Here is a 22,084-nt window from a genome sequence, read left to right as displayed (position 1 = left end):
AATCTAAAAATCTTTTATAGTTGCTTGGTCTTTTTACTAAAAACTGAAATTTTTATAAAGACGAGAATAATGAAATTAATTATTTATTGGGGATTCTGAGTTTTTCTCATTCGATAATATTATACTTTTATTGGTTAAATTAGTTATGTATTTTAAACTGGTTACTTTTTAATAATAATATCTTATAAAGATAAATATGAACTGATAAAAGGAAAGGCATTTGAATATTCTTTTGCAAAGTCTAACTTTTCAAGAACTTCTCACAATTATATTGTCTGCATTAGGATGTGGTCTTTTAATCGGGCTAGAGCGGGAACGTAATAAAAATACCCGCAATGAACAAAGTTTCGCGGGATTAAGGTCTTTTACGATCAGCGCCTTATTGGGGGCTTTGTGTTTTGTTATACACCCGTATGTTGGAGTAGTGGGGGCAATAGCCGTAAGCCTGTTCTGCCTGTATAGTTTATCTCAACAAAAAGAAGATATTGGTTCCACCACTGAACTGGCTTTTTTAATGACCTACCTTATTGGGGCGGCGTGTGTCTGGAATATCCCATTAGCAGCCAGTATGGCAGTATTGCTTACCCTTATTTTAATGGGGAAAACCAGCCTTCATCGCTTTGCTGGAAAAACCATTCGAGATTATGAACTCCGGGATGGACTCCTTTTACTGGCCCTCATTTTGATCGCTTTACCGATCATGCCAAATAAACCCCTATGGGGTTCAGTGCTAAGCCCATATGTCATTTTAAAATTACTGGTTTTAATCCTTATTGTGCAATCTATGGCACATGTGGCAAAACGTATTTTATCAAATGACAAAGCACTGATTTTATCTGCTCTAGCTTCAGGTTTTGTCTCTAGTACTGCCACTATTGCCAGTCTTGGCATGCAAGTCCGCTCCGGAGAAGCCATTGCCAAAGTGAATGCCGGTGCTGCTCTGATGTCATGTGTAGCGACTTTGCTGCAATTACTGCTGATTGTCTCAGGTGTAAGTTTAATGTGGTTCAAACTGCTTTTTGTCCCAAGTCTGGCTGGGATAAGCATACTATGTGCTGCTACAGGCTTATTCATGTACCGGTCAAATCATTCAGATATCCGTTTAGTAAATCAAGTTAACCAAGCAGATGACCGCATGTTTAGTCTCAAGGAAGCCGTCATTATTGCAATTAGCCTCACTCTCATTCAGGCCGGAATTTATGGAGCAAATCTTATATTAGGAGATAAAGGCTTAATCTTGAGCACTTTTCTAGCTTCACTATTTGAAGTTCATGCTGCTATGGCCGGGGTGGTAGTACAAGGAAACCCAGCTAATCTGACTCTGATTTATGCAGTTGTCATTGGTTTGGCTGCACATGCACTTTCAAAAAGTATTAATGCCTTTCTAACCGGTGGCTGGAAGTTTTTTTTATATTTTGCACCTGTGCAAGTTGTTCATATGGCGGTCGTTATAATGCTGATTATTTACTTTCATCAAATCTTAATCTGAAAGCATAATTTAAAATCCAGATCTCTGAAGTATTTTTGAAGTTTTACCAAAACAGGTAAATTTATTAAAAATATCGTTCAAATGAGCCGATTCTCAATAAGAACTACATAGAACTTGCTAGCCAACACATACTCTCTATAATAACAAGCAATTTAATTCGTTAAAGTACCGTATGCGGTCTACCACATGGATTACAGTCTTGGTTGGATTGTTCATGTTCCAAAGTCTTTGGAACATGGCAGCGGCCTTTTGCGTCCATGAAGAGCAAACTTTAGTACAGCAGAGTTATCATTTTGGCCATCATCAAAATACCCTATGTATCAGTAATGACCGCCAGCATAAGCATGATACCCAATCAGATCATAAAGACATAAAGAATAATAATTTAAAGCTTGGTGAAGATCATCAGGATCATCTGCCTTCCATGACGCATCTGATTGTGCAAAATGAAAAAATCTCGGTTTTAATTCCAGTTTTTGAAACTCATGTCATTCCAGAGTTTCACTGGAAGAACAGCTATCAGGCACCTGACCTGTTTCAGCAAAGTCCACCTCCCGAATTTTCCCCGCTTATGGTGGGGTAGCCTAAAACATTCTCACCACTTCTAAATTTAATTAAGTGGGAAAAATCATGTCTTTACAGTCAAGGACGTTATTACGTCATGCTCTGATGGCCTGTCTATTTACAGTTGTTGTGCCATCATATAGTTATGCTGAAAATATTAGCAATTTTGAATCTGCGTATGCCAAAGTACAGAGATATCATGTACAAGCTGAAGTAGCTCGGCATTATGCACAAATTTCTGATTTAAATATTCGCCAAAGCCAATTATGGCAAAATCCGAGCCTAACGGTTGAACAGTCAGGATTCGGTTCAGATCAGGAGCAGGAATTCAGCCTCGGTATTCGCCAGCCCTTAGATATTTTTGGTCAGCGCAAGCTTAGCCAGGCCATAGCCAATACATCAGGTCAGCAGTTGCAATTGCAACAACAGTTATGGAATGCACAAAGCCAATTAATTGTCAGATATGCATGGTCACAGTTAACAATTGCAGAAACGGAACGTACTGTGTATGCATCGCAGCTTAGAGTAAGTAAAGCTAATTTAGAGAGTGCCCAGAAGCGCTATCAGGCAGGAAGCATTGCTCTGGTTGATTATGAGCGGGCTCAGATTGAAGCGTTAGAAATGGAACGGCTTTATCAGCAGGCTGTATTAAATCAGCAGTCGGCAGGGCGTCAACTCTCAAATTTATGGGGTGAAACCCATGCACAAATTGATTTAACTGAAACTTCTATTCCTTGGCCAGATCAGAGTAATCAGACAGTACAGCATTATATTTCTGAAGGATGGCTAGAAAAACTTTATGCTTTAAATATCCGGCAGTCCAATTACCGGATTGAACGTTTAAAAGTTCAAGCTCGCCCACAACCCGCCTTAAATGTAGGGATGAACCGTACAAGGTCTCCTGATGAAAATAATGAGACGGCGTTAACACTGGGGGTCGATCTTCCCCTTAATCTTTTCGACCGTCAGCAATATGCCATCCCTATTGCGCAACAGCAGCAGATCTTGCTGAATCAACAGCAGCAGCGTGAACTAAAACAGCAAATACTTGATATTGCAAATAGCATGCATCAACTCAAGGCTTTACGGAATCAATATGAACTGATCACAAGTCAAATTGACTTGGCTGAAAAAGTCCAGAGCAGGACCTTACAGGGCTTTAAGGCAGGTAAATTGTCAATTACAGATGTCCAGCAGGCGACTTCACAGCTGCACAGTCTACGTTTGGCAATGTTACAGACATTACGGCAAGCCTGGCAAAGCGCACTTGGTGCTGAAGCTCTAAGTATTGGAACAAGCTATGAAGAAATCAGCCGTTCTGATGCTTACATACAACTAAATCAAAATGCGACTGAAACATTACAGAATTTAATTAATGAGGGGACACGATAAATGAACTTGAAACAATATGGAAAATTATCCCAGCCTCTCATGATTGCAATTCTGATTGCACTAACCGTACTGGTCAGCCTGATCATCTGGTTAAATAAGCAGGAAACGAGAACTGCTGAACATGGACATGAGAATGAACATACCGGAGACGTCAAGGATGAGGCTCATGCGACAGAAGAGCATGTTAAGGAAAAGGAAGGCGAGATAAAACTGACAGCCCGTCAAATGGCTGAACAGGGTCTAAAAGTCGCCATAGTAACTACAGGCCCAGTGGAAGAGGTTACTCTGTTGCCAGGTAAACTGGTCGTAAATACTGACCAGCAAGCCCATGTATCGCCGAGTTTCAGTGGTCATGTTGAGCAAGTAAAGGTGTCTTTAGGGCAAAGTGTTCAAAAAGGACAAACTCTAGCCGTGCTTTTGGTTCCTGAACTGATTGATCAGCAGGCAAATTTACGTATGGCACAGGCAAATCTTCAGCTTGCCAAACAAGACTATCAACGTGAACAGCAACTCTGGACACAGGGTATTTCAGCCAAACAGGATTATCAGCGTGCTGAAAATGCGTACCGTCAGGCACAGCTTGCTGTACAAGCCTCACAGGCACGCTTAAACGCTTTGGGGGCAAGTAGTAATACTCATGGGCGTTTTGTTATTCGGGCACCGATTTCTGGTGTCATCAGTCAGAAAGATATTGTAGTAGGTGAAAATGTCCAGTTAGCTGATCAAATTTTTGTCATTGAACAGCTCAATAATTTATGGCTTGAGTTTACTTTACCCGCTCAATACGCAGGACCCATACAAGCCGGACAGAAAGTTTTATTTAAACTAATGGGTACAGAGCAGACCTACACCGCACGAATACAAAGTTTAACCTCGCAGGCAGACAGTCAGACAGGGCGGCTAATAGTCCGTGCCAAGCTTGATACGCAGTCTGCCAGTTTACGTCCTAATGTATTAGTAAGTGTTTTGATGGCCAAGCCTGCTGCTAAAACGTCTCTTCGGGTAAAAAAAGCAGCCGTACAACGTATTGAAGGTGAAGATACCGTTTTTATTTTGCAGTCTGAAGAAAAAGGACAGGTTCATCTAAAGGCTCAACAGGTGAAATTGGGCCAAGCCTCAGGTGACGGGGAGTGGCTTGAGGGAATTTCCGGGCTTGCTAACGGCGAGAAGTATATTAGTGAAGGTAGTTTTCTGCTGAAGTCTGAACTGGAAAAAGATGAGGCCGGTCATGAACACTAACTCTGAACTGCCAAGAGCAGAAGGCCTGTTTGAACGTATTATCCAGTTCTCTATTCAACATGCTATATGGGTCATGCTGTTTGCCTGTATCTGGATTGCGGTTGGAATTTACAGTTATCAAAAGTTACCTATTGATGCAGTACCAGATATTACGAACACCCAAGTACAGATTAATACCCAGGCAAATGGGTTTACTGCACTTGAAGTAGAACAACGTATTACTTATCCCATTGAAAATGCAATGGCCGGAATTCCTGACCTTGAATTAACCCGTTCTATTTCCCGCTATGGACTGTCTCAAGTTACCATTGTATTTGAAGATGGTACCGATATTTATTGGGCACGTCAGCAGATTAACCAGCGAATACAAGAGATTCAGGCAGAGTTACCGGCACAAACCAGTCCAATCATGTCACCTGTTTCTACAGGGCTTGGAGAAATTTATCAGTGGGTACTAAGAGCAGGGCCAAAGGCGAAAAAATCTGATGGAACTGCTTATACCGCTATGGATTTACGTGAAATTCAGGATTGGGTAGTTCGGCCTCAGCTGCAGCGTGTACAAGGTGTGGCTGAAGTAAACAGTATTGGCGGTTTTGAAAAAAACTATGTGGTATCACCTGACTTCAACTACATGCAACAGCTTAATATCTCTTTAGAACAGCTACAGCAGGCTCTAAACCAAAATAATGAAAATAGAGGAGCAGGATATATTGAAGATAATGGACAGCAACTTACAGTCCGTATTCCTGGCACACTCAACAACATTTCAGATATTGAGAATACTTTAGTCACCAGTTCCAGTGGTCGTGCCATTCGGGTCAGTGACATTGCGCAAGTTTCCATAGGACATGATCTAAGAACAGGCGGTGCAACCTATAATGGTGAAGAAACTGTTCTGGGAATTGCCATGATGGCAATGGGAGAAAATAGCCGGACTGTTTCTAAAGCGGTAGATGCCAAAATCCGGAATATTTAAAACAGTTTACCCAAGGGAGTATTTATAGAAACGGTCTATGACCGTACGTCTCTGGTTGAAAAAGCAATTAAAACTGTACAGAAAAATCTGGTTGAGGGAGCGGTACTTGTTATCGTTATACTATTCTTATTTTTGGGAAACATACGGGCAGCTCTGATTACCGCCTGCGTTATTCCGCTCTCCATGCTATTTACCTTAACAGGAATGGCACAAAAAAATATTAGTGCTAATTTGATGAGTCTGGGGGCACTAGATTTTGGAATTATTGTTGATGGTGCAGTGGTAATTGTTGAAAACTGTATACGCCGTCTGGCCCATGCACAGCATTTACTTAAACGTCCATTAACGCAAAGCGAGCGATTTAAAGAGGTATTTTTAGCTGCTCGACAGGCACGACGTCCCCTGATTTTCGGGCAGCTTATTATTTTAGTGGTGTATTTACCAATTTTTGCTTTAAGTGGTATAGAAGCGAAAATGTTTCATCCGATGGCTTTGACTGTAGTTCTGGCACTTATCGCTGCAATGATTCTGTCTATAACTTTTGTCCCTGCTGCAGTCGCTTTATGGGTTAAAGGAGATATTCGCGAAACTGAAAGTGGCTGGATGACTTCGCTCAAGAAATCTTATGAAAAGACTTTAAATGTTGCTTATGAATATAAAGCAGTAGTCTTAACATTTGCTATTTGTCTTCTGGTGGTTACAGGTGTTTTAACTACTAAACTTGGGAGTGAGTTTGCGCCACAGCTTGGTGAAGGTGATTTCGCCGTACAACAATTACGTTCTCCTAGTACAGGATTAGAAGAATCTTTACGTATGCAGGAAAACACAGAGAAGCTTTTATTAAAGAATTTCCCTGAAATTAAAACAGTATTTGCACGTACCGGCACCGCTGAAGTCGCAACAGATGTCATGCCACCTAATATTTCTGATGGCTATATCATGCTTAAACCACATGAAAAATGGCCTAACCCTAAAGAGAGCATTGATGAGCTCCGATCCCGGATGGAAAGTTACCTTGCAACAATTCCGGGGAATAACAGTGAATTTTCTCAACCGATTGAGCTGCGTTTTAATGAGTTAATTTCAGGGGTACGTAGCGATGTAGGAGTCAAGATTTTTGGTGATGATATGCAAGTTCTTAATGGCGAGGCTGCTAAAATTGCCAAAATTATTCAGCAGGTCACAGGAAGCAGTGCGGTAAAGGTTGAACAAACCTCAGGTTTGCCTTTACTCAATGTTGAGGTTGATAAGTTTTTAGCTTCGCAATATGGCTTAAGTGTTAAATCTATTCAAGATGTGGTAGCTACAGCCATTGGCGGACAGCAGGTTGGAGAAATTCTGGAAGGAGACCGCCGTTTTGATTTCGTTATTCGTTTAAGAGATCAGGACAGAAATGTGGCTGATGTGTCCCAATTGCCAATACGACTCCCAAATGGCGGCAGTATTATATTGTCTGATGTCGCAAAAGTTGCCAGTATTGAAGGTATCAATCAGGTAAGTCGTGAGAACGGTAAACGCCGTATGGTTATCACTGCCAACGTTGAAGGGCGAGACTTGGGCTCATTTATTAGTGACTTGCAGACACAGCTTAAAACCTATGATTTACCAAGTGGCTACTGGATAGAATATGGTGGCCAGTTTGAAAATCTGGCTTCAGCTAAAACCCGTATGCAAATTGTTATTCCATTGGCTCTAATTACGATTTTTATTTTATTGATGGCAGTTTTTCATAATATGAAAGACAGTCTTCTGGTATTTACAGGAGTTCCTTTTGCATTGACGGGAGGAGTTCTATTTCTCTGGCTGAGAGATATTCCATTATCCATGTCAGCAGGGATTGGATTTATTGCTTTATCTGGTGTGGCTGTACTGAATGGTCTGGTAATGCTGACGTTTATTAAAGAGTTACGCTTGAAGTACAACTTGCATGAAGCAGTATGGCAGGGGGCGATTTTACGATTGCGTCCTGTATTAATGACGGCTTGCGTGGCATCACTGGGCTTTGTTCCTATGGCGCTTGCTACAGGTACAGGTGCTGAAGTACAAAGGCCCCTTGCAACTGTAGTCATCGGTGGAATTATATCGTCTACCTTGCTCACACTTGTACTGTTGCCTATTCTCTATAGATGGGTGAATAGTCCTCAGAGGTAAAATGAGTCTTATGAAAGCCTTTGACTGTTCAAAGGCTTTCTTTTAAAGGTAATTTTATAGTAGAAAAATTTCAAAAGTGTAAATATATAATAAGTGACTTCAGGAGAAGTAGGTCTAAGCTTTAATTACTATTCAGAATAATAATCCTCAGAGAGTAGAACGAATTCACATGAAAAGACTTATATATAAAAAAATGCTGAATGGTGAAATAGGGGCTATGTATTAAATAAGCCATGAGATTTATTTCTGTATAGCTTAATTAAGTAGCTGGACAGGTACAGCAAGATTTAAGTCTGGGTTTAATCCTGTTTCAGCTACTATATACACTGATCCTGTTTATTGATCAGCTCTATGAAGACTTAATGAAAGCTCATCCCAACGTTGTATTGCTGTTTCCATTGCTTGCATTTTGACAGGGCCAAAACCCCGTACATCTGCAGGTAAATTAGCGATTTGCTGAGCAACAGATAAATCATAATTTTCAGGTGCAGAAGTAATGGATTTCACAAATGTGATATAACGATCACGCCAAGCCTGTTCTTTTTGTCGTTCTTGCTGTAACGCAAAGGGATCAAGGAACGTTTCCCGAAGCCACTGCAGTCGTCCAAGAATCATCATTGGAATGCGCATCCAATATCCGAAAGCACGTTTGCGTATAGTACCATGAGCCCCCAAAGCTGGAGGTGCTAAATGATAAGTTAAACGTAGACCTTGACCAAACTGCGCTTCAATAGACTGTTTAAAACTTTTTCCTGTGAGTAAGCGTGCAACTTCGTATTCATCTTTATATGCCATGACTCTATATAGCTGAGTCGCTATTGTTCCAGTCAGGTCTTCTGGTAAGACTTTGGCAGCCTGTTCCACAAGTGCCCGATACTGGGCTGCATAATCCTGATTCCAGTACTCGACAAGGCGAGAAGAGCGGTCTTCAACTAATTCAGCCAATGTAGCTGGTTTATTCGTTACTGTTATGGTTGCAATAATGCGTTTTGCTAAGTCAGGGTCACTCATCAGATGACAACCGATGCGGAAAGCTTCAAGATTTTTTTCAGCTGCAGTGGCATTAAGATAGATGGCCTTTTCAATACTTTCACGATTTAACGGGATCTGACCTGATTGCCAGGCCATTCCAAGTAGTATCTGATTTGCAAAGATTGCATCACCCAGCACTAGTGTAGCAATACGTGTTACGGGCAAAGATACGAGTTTTCCTTGTGTAGTGCGATTACGCAGCCGATTAATCAAGTCAGTAATAGGAGCATACCAGTCACGAGACTCAAGGAAATCATACGTAGGGGAACCATCTTCATTGACTATTACCATAGCCTCGGCCTTTAAGCGAGAAAGTGCTACATTGCTACCTGCGACAATAGGATCTGCACCGATTAAAAGATCACATTGACTAGCAGGGATCTTGGTAGAAGAGATTTGATCATCTTCTGTAGCGAGCTGTACGTAAAAATAACCCGTCCCCCCTTTCTGAGCCAGTCCCGCCATATCCATAATACGTGCAGCTTTACCCTCCAAATGAGCAGCCATTCCAAGTAAAGCGCCTGCGGTAACCACACCTGTACCACCAACACCACCGACCATTATACGTACTGGTTGTTGATCGAGTTCAGGAAGAATTGGCTTCTCAGGCCAGCCAGCTTCTATACCTTTGAATATTTCCGGGCGTTTCATATCGCGAGTATGGACTGTCACAAAACTTGGACAGAAACCTTCTACACAGGAGAAGTCTTTATTACAGCTACTCTGATTGATTTGTCGTTTCGTTCCTAACGCTGTTTCAACGGGTTCAACAGATAAGCAGTTAGATTTTCTGGAACAGTCACCACAGCCTTCGCAAATATCAGTATTGATAAAGACTCGCTCTGCAATATCCGGATAAGCGTTGCGTTTACGGCGGCGGCGTTTTTCACTGGCACAAGTTTGAACATAAATTAGCGCCGTAACGCCTGAAATTTCACGTAATTTGCGTTGAACATCATCCAACTCATTTCTGTGGTAAATTTCTACGTGAGGCGCAATACCTTCTTCTGTATGAATCAGCTCAGGTTCATCTGTAACAATCACTTGTTTTTTGATTCCCTCAGCATCAAGTTGTCGTGTTAACTGCGCCACGCTAAGATGACCATCGACATGCTGCCCGCCAGTCATTGCTACTGCATCGTTATAGAGAATCTTGTAGGTAATATTGAGTTTTGCAGCAATAGCTTGACGTATTGCAAGATAACCTGAATGGAAATAAGTTCCATCTCCCAGATTAGCAAAAATATGCTTTTCGTTGGTGAAATGAGAGGCGCCAGCCCAACTCACACCTTCACCACCCATCTGCGAGAAGGTCTCTGTACCACGATCCAGTGAAACAGCAATAAAATGACAACCAATTCCCCCTAATGCACGGCTACCTTCTGGTAATGCGGTTGATGAATTATGAGGGCAGCCACTACAGAAGAAAGGTTTGCGTTCTGCAATATCAAGAACACGGCGTGATTCCTGTTCTGCTTTTTCTAACAGCTCAACTCTGTTTTGGATTTGTGTTTTTAAGGTTTCTGGAATCTCCAGTTTCAAGAATCGAGCTGCCAGCATTTTGGCAATAGGTTCAGGCTGAAATTCATAATGACCAATCAAAGGCGCTTCATTAATAGATGTACTCCATTCACCCTTTCCATCACAGGCTTTACCGATGACACGAGGGCGTTTGGCATCTGGAAGTGCATATAGCTCGTCTTTAATTTGTGCTTCCAGGATAGAGCGTTTTTCTTCTACAACGATAAGTTCCTCTAAACCTTCGGCAAATTCACGAAGACCTTGAGGCTCCAGGGGCCAAATCAGCGCAACTTGGTATACTCTCAGTCCGAGCTGTTGGGCTGTCTGACCTTCAATTCCTAGAATACGTAACGCTTCAATTGTATCTAAATAACCTTTACCACTTGCTACAATACCAATACGGGCATCAGGACAATGCCATGTCACCTGATTCAGTTCATTTTCACGCGCATAAGCCAACACAGCGGGTAAGCGATATTTATAAAGACGTTCTTCTTGCTGAATGCCGTGATCTGGCCAACGAATATTTACGCCATCTTCAGGCATTTGAACATTTTTGGGTAATACAGGAATGACCCGATCTAAATTAACATGAACAGAAGCAGAGGTTTCGACGATTTCACTGACTAATTTCATCGAAGTCCATACACCTGCAAAGCGTGACATTGCTACCGCATGAGCACCTAAATCAAGAATATGTTGTATTGAAGTAGGATAAAAAATTGGAATGCCACAACCAATCATGACATGTTCTGACTGGTGTGGAATACTAGAAGATTTACAAGAGTGATCATCTCCAAAGAAGGCAACCACGCCACCTTGCTCTGATGTTCCTGCAAGATTGGCATGACGGAGTACATCTCCAGAACGATCTACCCCAGGGCCTTTGCCATACCACCAGGCGGTTACCCCGTCATATTTACCTTGACCTGCGAGATTGGCTTGTTGCGTACCCCAAATTGCAGTAGCAGCTAGATCTTCATTTACACCAGGCTGAAAAACAACATGATGGTCTTTAAGTATATTTTCAGCCTGCCAGAGAAAATTGTCATAATTCCCTAAAGGGGAACCACGATAACCAGATATAAAACCAGCAGTATGATAACCGTTTAAAGTATCCCGCCGTGTTTGCGCGAGTGGTAAACGCACCAATGCCTGAATACCTGTCATGTAAGCAGTACCGTTATCACTTAGATATTTGTCTTCAAGTGATACGTCCTTAGTTAAAATCTTATTTGGAGTAAATTTTGTAGATATATTCATTTTATGTCTCCTTAGAATCTTGTAGTTCAAGCTACTTTATGTTCAACATCCGGTTGAATATTTGGAGTAAATGACATACTTAAAAAAGGATTGATCAGTTCAATTAAAACAATGGAACTGATTAATGTATGTACATTAATGTCATTGTGGTTGATCCATACTGGTGCAACAATGCGTAATTAAGAAAAAGATATTTACGTTATGCGCAAAAATCTTGATGGTGGATTGCTACATGCAATGCATGCTTTTCTAAAAGTCATTGATAGTGGGAGTTTTACGGCTGCTGCAGAGCAGATGGAGCTTACAACAGCGCAAGTGTCCCGACTTATTAGCGAGTTAGAAGGGCGTTTAGGCACAAAATTACTACAGAGATCTACGAGGCAACACGCATTAACCGATATTGGTGCAAGTTATGCAGAACAGTGCCGGCAAGTACTTGCGATGGTAGAAGAAGCTGAAACTCAGGCAATGGGAATGGCAACCGAACCGCAGGGGAGGTTACGTGTTTTGAGCATGGGAAGCTTCGGACATCATTATATATCACCAGTAATGGCGGAGTTCTGTCAAAACCATCCAAAGCTTACGGTTGAGTACCGTACTTCACAGAATGTGCCAGACCTGTTAGGTAAAGGAATTGATGTAAGTTTATATCTTACGGAATCATTGACTGACTCAAGATTTGTTGCTCGTCAAATTGGGACAATATTTTCATTACTTTGTGCATCACCGGCCTATTTAAAAAAATACGGTGAACCAGAATCATTAGATGACCTGCAAAAGCATGCCTGCTTAAGATTGGTGAACCCATCTATTACACCGCAATGGCATCTCATCAGTAAAAATAGTTGTTCATACCAAGTCGATATTACAGGGCCATTAATTGCAGACACGCCAGAATTATTACTGGATATGGTACAGCAAGACATGGGTATTGCTTTGCTTCCAACTTTTACTGTTATCGAAGCTGTACGTACTGGACGATTATGTCGCGTTTTAGCAGACTGGAGATCACCTGATATTGGTGTTTATACCTTATTACCATCACGTCATTTTATTGATGCTAAAACAAGAGCATGGTTAAGGTGGGTCGATCAGCATATTTCGCCTAAGATTCAGAATGATACAGAATATTTTTTATAACTCTGATTCACTGTCAAAATTATTAAGATATAAAATCAGAAGGGTTCTGTGATAAACAATTTATAAAACAGTCAGCTATCTTTATAAATGTACGAAATACTATGGACCATGCTATAACATGTGCAGGCTACAGTCTCAGATATCCTATTTAACTTATGTTCATCTAAAGTCTAGTTCATAGGTTAATATTAAAAATTATTTATAAATTTCATTACTTTATTTAAAAAATCTCGATAAGAAATCAAATTTGATTCATGAACCTATGATTTTTATCAGTTCATTTCATGAAATTTTGAGAAAATTTGTCTATGAGAGTTGTGTCAATCTAGATAAAATGACCAAATAACTAATTGTTTATAAAGTATTAAGTGAAACCTGGAGAACTTAAAATTCAAGTTTTAAAGAAGAACATTCTAAAAGTTAGCCAGCTAGTACAAGTTGATGGTTTAACCATACCTGTATATCAGCGCCCTTATAAATGGACAGTGCGTAACATTCATCAACTCTTTCAAGATATTCAATCGCATAAAGAGCAGTCAGCCTATCGTTTAGGGACTTTGGTTTTTCATTGTGATAATAAAGAAACTGAGGTTTTAAATATTGTAGATGGTCAACAACGCACCTTGACCTTAATGCTAACTATTTATGCCTTAATTGAGGAGCGATTGTCTGAGCTTGAAAGACAAGATTTGACAGATCAGCTAAATGATCTAGCAAAACCATTAGCTGATTTTATGGAAAACCAAACTTTTAAAAGCGAAATTAGCCAACGTAACTTGTATGATAATTTTCAGGAAATTAAACGATTAGTGAGCCGCAGTGACTTCACTGAACAGCATATCGATTTTTTATTAAATCGTTGTGAATTTGTATCATTTACATTAAATGATATATCAGAAGCCTTTCAATTTTTTGATTCGCAGAACTCTCGTGGACGTGATCTAGAGCCACATGACTTACTCAAAGCCTATCATTTGCGTGAATTTGGTGATCATGAACAAGCATTAAAAGCCTCTACTGTGGCGGACTGGGAAGATTTAGAAAGTCATGAACTTACAACTCTGTTCGCTGCATATCTCTACCGTATTCGTCGTTGGTCTTCGGGTTATTCCGCACGTTATTTTGGTAAAAATGAAATTAGTGTATTCAAAGGAATTAATATTGATCAAATTACACAATTCCCCTATGTCGAATCATTGCTTATAGCACATCATTATATAGATGATTACAACGTTCAATATCATCGAAAAATCGATAAACAGCAGAAAACTTTTCCATTTCATCTTGACCAAATGATTATTAATGGTCGTCGATTTTTTGAGATGGCATCTCATTATCAGAAACAAGTACAGGCTATTGTTCAGACTGAACATCGAAATAGTAAGAGATTCTGGGGTGTGGAGTTGAGCAAACAAGCTCAGAAAATTTTAAAAGATTTAAATCATTATCCTGATCGAAATCGTACTGGGGATAAATATGTCAGAGCTATCTTTGATTGTAGCCTTATTTTTTATATTGATAAGTTCGGTACAGCAGAACTGTCTAATGCTATCGAGAAAATTTTTATTTGGGCTTATCAATTACGCATCAAGCAGCAAACTGTACAGCTTGCGACAATAGATAATCATGTACTTAAGCATAATATTTTTCGTGTGATTAAAGATGCTGTGTCACCTTCTGATGTATTGACTCTTCACCTGCGTTCATTAACGGATGCAGATAATAAGAATAACGAGCGTAAGGGAAATGCTAATCAAGACATGTTAGTAAAACTGTTTAAAGGAATGAATTATTATGAATAAGGCATTACACGAATTCTCAATCAAGCAGTTATTAAGTGATGAAAATAATTATGTCATTCCTATGTACCAACGTAATTATGCATGGGAAGAAGGTGAGATTAATCAACTAATAGAGGATGTAAAAGACTACCAGGAGAAACAACATCAACGCTATTATATTGGTACATTAGTGGTATATAAGCGTCAAGATGGTACATTGGAGGTGATAGATGGTCAGCAGCGCTTTACAACACTATCACTTCTAGCATTATATTTAAAAAATTTGGAATTATCTCTGACTACAAAAGCTCGTTTCCCTAGTATGGCTTGGTATCAAAAGCTAAATATCAATTTTGACAGTCGCCCTAAATCCACCAATACATTTAATGCGCTAAGCCAGCGTACCGCACTACATCATTTAAATACTGAACAATATAATGAAGCGATTCTTAACGGCTATACGTTAATTCAAAAGAAACTAGCTTCTTTAAAACCTCTTGATCTTAGAAAATTTTCCACATACCTATTTAACCATGTACATATTATGCGTGTTGAAGTGCCTCAGGATACAGATCTCAATCATTATTTCGAAGCAATGAACAACAGAGGAGAACAGTTGGAGAAACATGAAGTCCTCAAAGCCAAAATGATGAAGGTGCTTAATGAAATAGAAGATGATGGAGAAAAAGAAACTAGTATCCATGCACTGCAGAAAATATGGGAGGCATGCGCTAATATGGAACGTTATGTACAGTATGGCTTCAGCCCAGAGGAACGACATTGTCTATTTGGTGAAAATGATTGGGGGACGTTTTCTATAAATGATTTTGCTGAGCTGTGTGAAAATTTAGAAATGAATAGCGAACAAGGCTCAGGTAGATCATTATTGACGGTTTTAAGTAAGCCAATACGTCCCAGTAAAATACAGGCTAATAACAACGATGATGCACCTGATAGATTCAATAGTGTTATCAACTTTTCTAATTTTTTATTGCATGTATTAAAAGTTTACACAGAACAAGACATTTCCTTAGACGACAAACATTTAATTACTGAATTTGAAGATTATCTTTTAAATATTGAAAACAATATTGAAGCTGTGCAAGATTTTGTATTTGCTTTATTCAAGTGTAAGTATTTATTTGATCAATTCATTATTAAACGTGAATACCTAAAAGGTGAGGATACATGGAGTTTAAAACGTCTCAAATGGTATTCAAAAAAGAGTGTTGGTTTTAGTAATAGCTTTAATGATGATAAAAATGAATATGATGGTATTAATCGTCAAATTCTTATGCTTTTATCTGCATTTCATGTATCCACTCCTACATTGGTATATAAACATTGGTTAAATGCTGCACTTTACTTTCTTTATTATCAAGAGGAAGTAGAGGCAGAAGCTTATTTAAAATATTTAACTAATTTAGCTAAGAGGTTTGTATTCGAGCGTTTTTTGGCAAAGGATGAAGGTAAGCCATATTATGAGATGATATATGAGACTAACTTTAAGTCTTCACCAAAAAATATGACTAAGAATAAAATTGATACAAATAAACTCTGTTTTGGAAATATTGAAAATAATTTTATTTTCAATTATCTAGATTATCTTTTATGGCGTAACAATAAGAATAAATCCCATGTGATTAAAGAATTTGAATTTACATTCCGTAGTTCAGTCGAGCATTTTTATCCGCAACATCCAATGGGTGGTCACCCAAAAATGGAAAGTGATTGGTTACATGACTTTGGAAATTTATGTTTGATTAGCCATAGCAAAAATTCTCGTTTGAGTAATTTTCCACCTAAAGCAAAAGTTGCTCATTTTTCAGGTGCATTAAAGAATCAAAAAATAGATAGTTTGAAACTTCTTGAGATGATAAATTTCCTAAATGGAAATGAAGATTGGGAAGAAAGGGCGATTCAACAACATAGTCAAGAAATGTTGAGCTTGTTATTGAATTCCACTAAATTTAATGAAGACGTTTATATATAACTATTTGATGTAGCACCTATACATTGGACTAAGAGTTAATTAGCGAACAAATTTTAGGGATACATAACCATCTTTTTGTGCATAATTAACTAACACAAGTTTTAACTTAGATTTCTTGCAAAGTAACAATTGATATGTTTGATATTCCAAGCCCTTTCAGAACTTCAAAATGGTGTTGCTTCTCATCAGGAGAATAAAAAGTTGCTGTCCATTTTGCATCAGGTTTAATAGATTTAACTAATTCTTCAAAATAAGGCAAATCAACTTCTGCCATAGAATGGCCAAGAATGTAAACTTCGCTGATATTAGTAAGATTTGAAAAAAAATCTTTGTATTTTTTAATGATTGTTTCTGTACTTTTAAAGGTTTTTGAAAAGTATTCGTTAATAGTTTGTTTACCAAGTTCAAAAGAATAATCGTATTTTTCAGCCTGATAATTATTCCAATCCTCAAGTCCTTCTTCATCTAATCCTATAGGTGGTTCAACTGGATTATCTTTAAAGCTGTCGGGATCAATACCATGACCAAGAATCAGATTTTGATCATCATTTTCAGCTTTTTCATGTATAAATAAGACGTTATCATTTGAAATTTTGTAGTATTTAGCAAGGGTATCAGTATAGTTAAATGTTAAATAAGTTGCATCTTTGTCTAAATTGATAATTTTATCTTTACTAAGACCTGAGAAATCAACAGCCAATATAAATTCTTTAAAAGCTTTATATAAATCTGTTGTCAAGTGATTTAGAGTTTTTTCCATTTCAATTTGAAATGAATAACGATCTCTATCTCTAAAAGTATCAGAAGCATAGTCTGACATAAAATCTGTATTTGCTTCAAGAACAGAATCTATATTTAGTCCAGCCATATTGGACTCAAAGTCTGACCATAAAGGATCTGAAATTGAAGAAGCGTTTTTAGGATCTAAATCTGTAAAACCATAGTGCTCTAACAAAAGCTCGTATACTGCTCGGTAATTTTTTTTAAGATAAAGACCAAAAGATGAATATTGAGTATCAAGTCCATGATAAATATCAAAACCATTACCAATTATATATAGCTTCATTTTATTCACCATTAACATCTAGTTCTTTAAAGGAAAGTGTTTCTGAATTCTCATTAGTTAGCTCAAAGTAAGGTTGCTCAAAGTACAACTCACTGATATATGCTTTTTCTTTTAGCCCATCATCGTAAGCTAGTATTAAATTGGCAGTATAAATTTGTTTATGTCTAATGACTGATTCATTATCAAGTACGAATACATATTGTTTTTCTTCATGATCCCAAGGGGAACGATCATAATCTGAAAAACGATAATCGGCTGTAACTATCACTTCAAAATCTACAATATATTCTGCCCATTCGGGATTCACTGTCTGTAGGGTCTTATTTGTAATAGTCAACGATTCAATATCGACTGAGTTTATAACCTCATCATAAGGATCAGCATCTTCATAAATAAACTCTCCATCTTCAAGATAATTTAAAGCAAGATTTTTTATCTCTTCTTTCAAAAGTTCAAATACTTCATCAGCAAATCTAATTGGCTCTTCATATACTTTATCACTGCGAATTATCAAATTAATTAAATCATCTACCGATCTTAGATGTAAAAAATTAGGTTCTTTATCACAAAATGATTGCATATCACCGTCTGTGCTCACAATATAAACAGAGTGTCCTCTTGCTAAACTAATATTTTTTATAGCTTCTAATACAAAAGCATCAGGGAACTCATGTTTTTTTGATTCTTTATTAAATGGTGGCAAATTTTCAAAATAAGCATCAAATATTAGTTTTGGATCTACAGAACTTACACTTATGGTTTCTACAGACCGATTATCTAAAAATTCTAGAAATTTCTTATGTACCAGATCATAGATTTTATTACCATCAATCTTGGAAAATATGCCGTAACAATCAAGTTCAGGTGTATTTCTTAGAAACATTGCCTCTCTTTGTACTTCCTTGATTTTAGCAACTGCAGATAATGACTTTTTCTTTAAATGTGATTCAACTTCCCTTATCGTAACATCTGTAATTAATAAGTGAATTTTTTCCTGTTCAATCAGCTCTTGAAGACGTCCTAATGCATGTTGCCCGAATTGGTAATTCTTGTTTTCATAAGCAGAAGTATCCAAAAAAACTAGTCGTGTTTCTAATTCGGTATTAAATGTCATCGTTAAACCTAAATTTCATCAAATAATTAAATTTCGAATGTTACTTTTTCAAATTGATAATCGCTATAGTCACGTTCTTTAGAAACTATATTCACATTAAATACATATTTACATTCAATTTCTGTATTTCCTAAACGCTGAAAATATTTTGAAGAAAGTAACGTGTAAGTTGCACATTTAGATTTTATTTTAGACGGATATGTTCGACTCCATTCTTCATTCCAATAACCAGATACACCAATTTCTTTATCATCTAATAAGTATCTGATCAGATTATTATCTGATTGACCTATAAGTTTAATATCTGTATCAGGAATGATAGGGATATATATTCCTCTTGATTCTGGTTCACTAGACCAATGACCATACCTATGGTGAGGGAAAGCAGTTCCTATGAATGGGAAACTATCAGAAGCGGAGTCCCTAGATTCAAGAAATTTAAACTCTAATTTTTTTTCTAGACCCAATCCAATAGAAACAATTTGAGATCTATCAGATGCCTTACTTTTATCATTTCTTAACGTGCAAGTAATATCTAACTGTAATTTAGAGCTAATTTTTAATGGAAATGACAAAGCCCCTAAAATTTTTCCCTCATTGCATGTATTGCAAACTCGAATTAATTTTCTAAGATAATCTTTAAGAGATTCAATACTATATTCATCTTGAGAATTCCACTTTGTAAACCACATCACTCTAGATGGTAAGAAATTTAAATATGCTGTCTCGAGTGGCAAAGCTTTTATTGAATAGAAATTAGCATATTCAACGGGCATTCCATAACGAAGTTTAGCAACCTCAAATACTCTTAAATATGCAGATCTGGCTCTATGGCTATTTAATGTGTAAAACTGACCAGTGTTATCTCTTTCTAAAAAATATTGATATGTGTCATGAAGCCTAGGCTCATGAATAAATGTTTTGTTCCATTCATGCTGAAAATCTTCCGTCAAGGGAATACAATATTTTTCTTCGAGATCTTCGCAAGTACTTAAATACATAAGTGGAAATTCAGATCCAAGGTTTTTTCTGAAATTAGATTCTCTTTCAATCAAGCCCGAATCAATATCAAAGTTTCCTTGGTAATAACCGTAGTTACAAGTTTTAGAATCTATAGCTTTCAATAATTGATCGGATAAACAAGATCTTGCAAATATATATTCTCCAAGAACAATAGTTGGATGATAGCCTTTCTGACAAGCCATCCAAAATACACACAAAATTTCAATAACTTCAGATTCTAATTTCTTAGACTTCAAACTTTCTAATAATCTAGCTTCGACTATTTTTTGAGTGTCATTTACAGTTAACAAAGTAGACAGTTCACTTGCAGTCCATTGCTTAATACTCGTGAACGGCCACTGTAACCTAGTAACAAGTAACGCTATAGCTATTTCATGTTCATCTAAATTCTCGTTCCAATTCCAACTTGGTGTTTGCAAATTCAAATTCCGAGTTTCTTCTTTTAGAACCTCAATCATTACTTCAATAAATGATTTTGCTTCTTCTATACGATCAAGTTGTATTAGAAGATAAACTAATCGGCACGATGGAATCACAAGTCCTGTATTTAAGACCTTGTTATTCTGAGTAGATAGTTGGATGAAATCATCTGCTTTTTCTTTATATTCTTTAGCAACAATATCTAAACGTTTGAAAGTATGTTCAGTAGACTCAAACCAATGATTAAACCACCCACCTTTATTTGATTGGGCTTTAACAAGAACGTCAAATGCAAAATTTTTCCCCCTAGTAGATTTTGCAATTTCATAGATAGGGTCAAGTAGTAAATTTTCATCTTTGTTATGTAGATCATTATCTTTGATATAATTCCAAACATATTTAATGAAGTCAGATTTTTTTACTTTGGGTTTCCAATATTCCATCCATGGTAGTAAATGGTCTCTGTTTTTATAATCTGACTTAATCCATGTCAAAAAATCAGGAAATTTTTCTAAGGGAAAGTCCTCATAACTAATAGTATTGGGAATTTCATTTGTAGATGAATTTTCAGTCTTCTTAATATTTTTAGGAAGATTTTCTATTCCATTGTGATCTAATGCGATATTAATTAACTCTTTCGCACGTTCTATATCTGAATTATTTTGTAATGCATATAGATCATCCTGTGAAAGCCCAGTTCGGCAAATTGACTCCCAAATACGAGACGACAAGTTTGGTAAATTACTTAATATTTGATGAAAAGAATTTTCTGCATTGTGCCAATCACCATTTTTAACTTCCCATTCAAACTTAGAAGTCAAACACGATAAATTGAGGCTAGATAAAAGTTTTGTATATTGTGGTAGGGCATGTCTAGTTTCTTTACCATCTGTATATTCCAAAATTTGTGTTACTTCTGAAGAGATTTTCTGTAAGTAGAAAAGAGCCTCTCTTGGATGTTTTTTAGATAGATACTCAATTGAATCAAGTACTTCAAAAATACCCACATCTTTTCGCCAACCATAACCTAAAATTAAATCCCAACATTGATAAGAATATCGCTTGATATATTCTGGTTTCTGATGAAGTAATGCAATTTTTGCTAAATTTGAAAAATAATCACATCTTTCATTCGTCTCCTGAATTTCTTGAGCAAATTTTTTATCTATAATTTCAAATAAGTATTCAATAGTCTCATTATCGAAATACTTAATGTTTTGTTCTGCATACCACTCAATAAACCAATAAATATTAAAATATTCTTTTTCTTCTACACCTTTAAAATTAGACAGGCTAATAACTTTTTTATTAATGATTAAATTTAGAGTTAAGCAAATCTCAAACCAATTGTTTTTAAATCGGTTTAACTCTCCTTCATCTTTATAAGTTTCATGAATAGGAAGATCTAAACTATTTAATAATGAATATATGTCTATAAATTTAATTTCTTCATCATATTCAATAAGTTTTACGATATGGTCACCCAATTCTACTAATAAGTTGTATAGAGGGGCTTTTACGGAATTACTATAACTTCGTATATGGAGATGACAGAAACTTCCTTGGGATGCTAAGTGCTGAAAGAAGTTCTCGAAAAAGGGCGAATTCAAACATGAGGTGCGACAGTTTGAAAAGTCTTATGATAATCAACAAGCTGAGCAAATTTCTCTAATGGTGTAAGCCAATCTAACGCTTTTCTAGGACGAGTATTCAGTGACATGGCAACTTGATTTAAATAATGCTGATCTGCCTGATTTAAATCAATCCCTTTAGGTAAATATTGCCTAATTAAACCATTCATATTTTCGCATGTGCCTTTTTGCCAGGGTGAATGTGGGTCACAGAAATATACATCTATGCCTAAATCTTCTTCAAGTATTTTATGTTCTGCCATCTCGCGTCCACGGTCATAGGTCAACG

At 37.3% G+C, this 22,084-nt stretch carries 12 protein-coding genes and 1 pseudogene; 8 read left to right on the top strand and 5 right to left on the bottom strand.

Features of this window, described 5'->3' with window-relative positions; all coding sequences use genetic code 11:
• The first annotated feature begins 220 nt into the window (after positions 1–220).
• The 5 genes and pseudogenes from J502_RS13665 (at position 221) to J502_RS13645 (ending at position 7,811) form a co-directional block, all read left to right on the top strand.
• Positions 221–1,489: an MgtC/SapB family protein gene (locus J502_RS13665; RefSeq protein ID WP_005404090.1), complete on the top strand. Its 1,269-nt coding sequence runs from the start codon at positions 221–223 to the stop codon at positions 1,487–1,489.
• A 172-nt stretch (positions 1,490–1,661) separates the two neighbouring features.
• Entirely contained in the window at positions 1,662–2,072 is a 411-nt protein-coding gene (locus J502_RS13660; RefSeq protein ID WP_005404089.1) for a cation efflux protein, CzcI-like, read from the top strand.
• 47 nt (positions 2,073–2,119) lie between these two features.
• Positions 2,120–3,445: a TolC family protein gene (locus tag J502_RS13655; RefSeq protein WP_034684550.1), complete on the top strand. Its 1,326-nt coding sequence runs from the start codon at positions 2,120–2,122 to the stop codon at positions 3,443–3,445.
• Positions 3,446–4,684: an efflux RND transporter periplasmic adaptor subunit gene (locus J502_RS13650; RefSeq protein ID WP_034684547.1), complete on the top strand. Its 1,239-nt coding sequence runs from the start codon at positions 3,446–3,448 to the stop codon at positions 4,682–4,684.
• Positions 4,674–7,811 (top strand): annotated as a pseudogene (locus J502_RS13645) (efflux RND transporter permease subunit). The gene J502_RS13650 and the pseudogene J502_RS13645 overlap by 11 nt, the downstream one beginning before the upstream one ends.
• Positions 7,812–8,147: 336 nt before the next feature.
• Here the strand turns inward: J502_RS13645 and J502_RS13640 are convergent.
• A complete protein-coding gene (locus J502_RS13640) occupies positions 8,148–11,627 on the bottom strand; it encodes an indolepyruvate ferredoxin oxidoreductase family protein (RefSeq protein WP_034684543.1) in 3,480 nt (1,159 codons plus the stop codon).
• Positions 11,628–11,828: 201 nt separating this feature from the next.
• Here J502_RS13640 and J502_RS13635 point away from each other — a divergent pair, with 201 nt between their 5' ends.
• The 3 genes from J502_RS13635 to J502_RS13625 all read left to right on the top strand — a co-directional run bounded on the left by J502_RS13635 (position 11,829) and on the right by J502_RS13625 (position 16,541).
• Positions 11,829–12,767, top strand: a complete 939-nt coding sequence (locus J502_RS13635) for a LysR family transcriptional regulator (RefSeq protein WP_005014301.1) — start codon at positions 11,829–11,831, stop codon at positions 12,765–12,767.
• A gap of 368 nt (positions 12,768–13,135) precedes the next feature.
• Positions 13,136–14,569: a DUF262 domain-containing protein gene (locus tag J502_RS13630; protein WP_081403959.1), complete on the top strand. Its 1,434-nt coding sequence runs from the start codon at positions 13,136–13,138 to the stop codon at positions 14,567–14,569.
• A complete protein-coding gene (locus J502_RS13625) occupies positions 14,562–16,541 on the top strand; it encodes a DUF262 domain-containing protein (protein ID WP_034684541.1) in 1,980 nt (659 codons plus the stop codon). Before J502_RS13630 ends, J502_RS13625 begins: the two co-directional genes overlap by 8 nt.
• A gap of 106 nt (positions 16,542–16,647) precedes the next feature.
• Here J502_RS13625 and J502_RS13620 read toward each other — a convergent pair whose 3' ends face one another.
• The 4 genes from J502_RS13620 to J502_RS16690 form a co-directional block, all read right to left on the bottom strand.
• Positions 16,648–17,607: a bacteriophage abortive infection AbiH family protein gene (locus J502_RS13620; protein WP_034684557.1), complete on the bottom strand. Its 960-nt coding sequence runs from the start codon at positions 17,605–17,607 to the stop codon at positions 16,648–16,650.
• A 1-nt stretch (position 17,608) separates the two neighbouring features.
• On the bottom strand, positions 17,609–18,721 hold the full coding sequence (locus J502_RS13615) for a PIN domain-containing protein (protein WP_034684539.1): 1,113 nt from the start codon (positions 18,719–18,721) through the stop codon (positions 17,609–17,611).
• A 26-nt stretch (positions 18,722–18,747) separates the two neighbouring features.
• Complete coding sequence (locus tag J502_RS13610; protein WP_155757381.1) at positions 18,748–21,651, bottom strand: hypothetical protein; 2,904 nt, start codon at positions 21,649–21,651, stop codon at positions 18,748–18,750.
• 119 nt (positions 21,652–21,770) lie between these two features.
• Positions 21,771–22,084: IS30 family transposase (locus tag J502_RS16690; RefSeq protein WP_128080862.1), on the bottom strand; the 314-nt coding region annotated here is incomplete at its 5' end.

The organism is Acinetobacter sp. 1294596 (genome assembly GCF_000582925.1).
GTDB classification, from domain to species: Bacteria; Pseudomonadota; Gammaproteobacteria; order Pseudomonadales; family Moraxellaceae; genus Acinetobacter; species Acinetobacter radioresistens.
The sequence above is the reverse complement of the archived record's forward strand: the minus strand, read 5'-3'. Positions and strand labels throughout refer to the sequence as shown.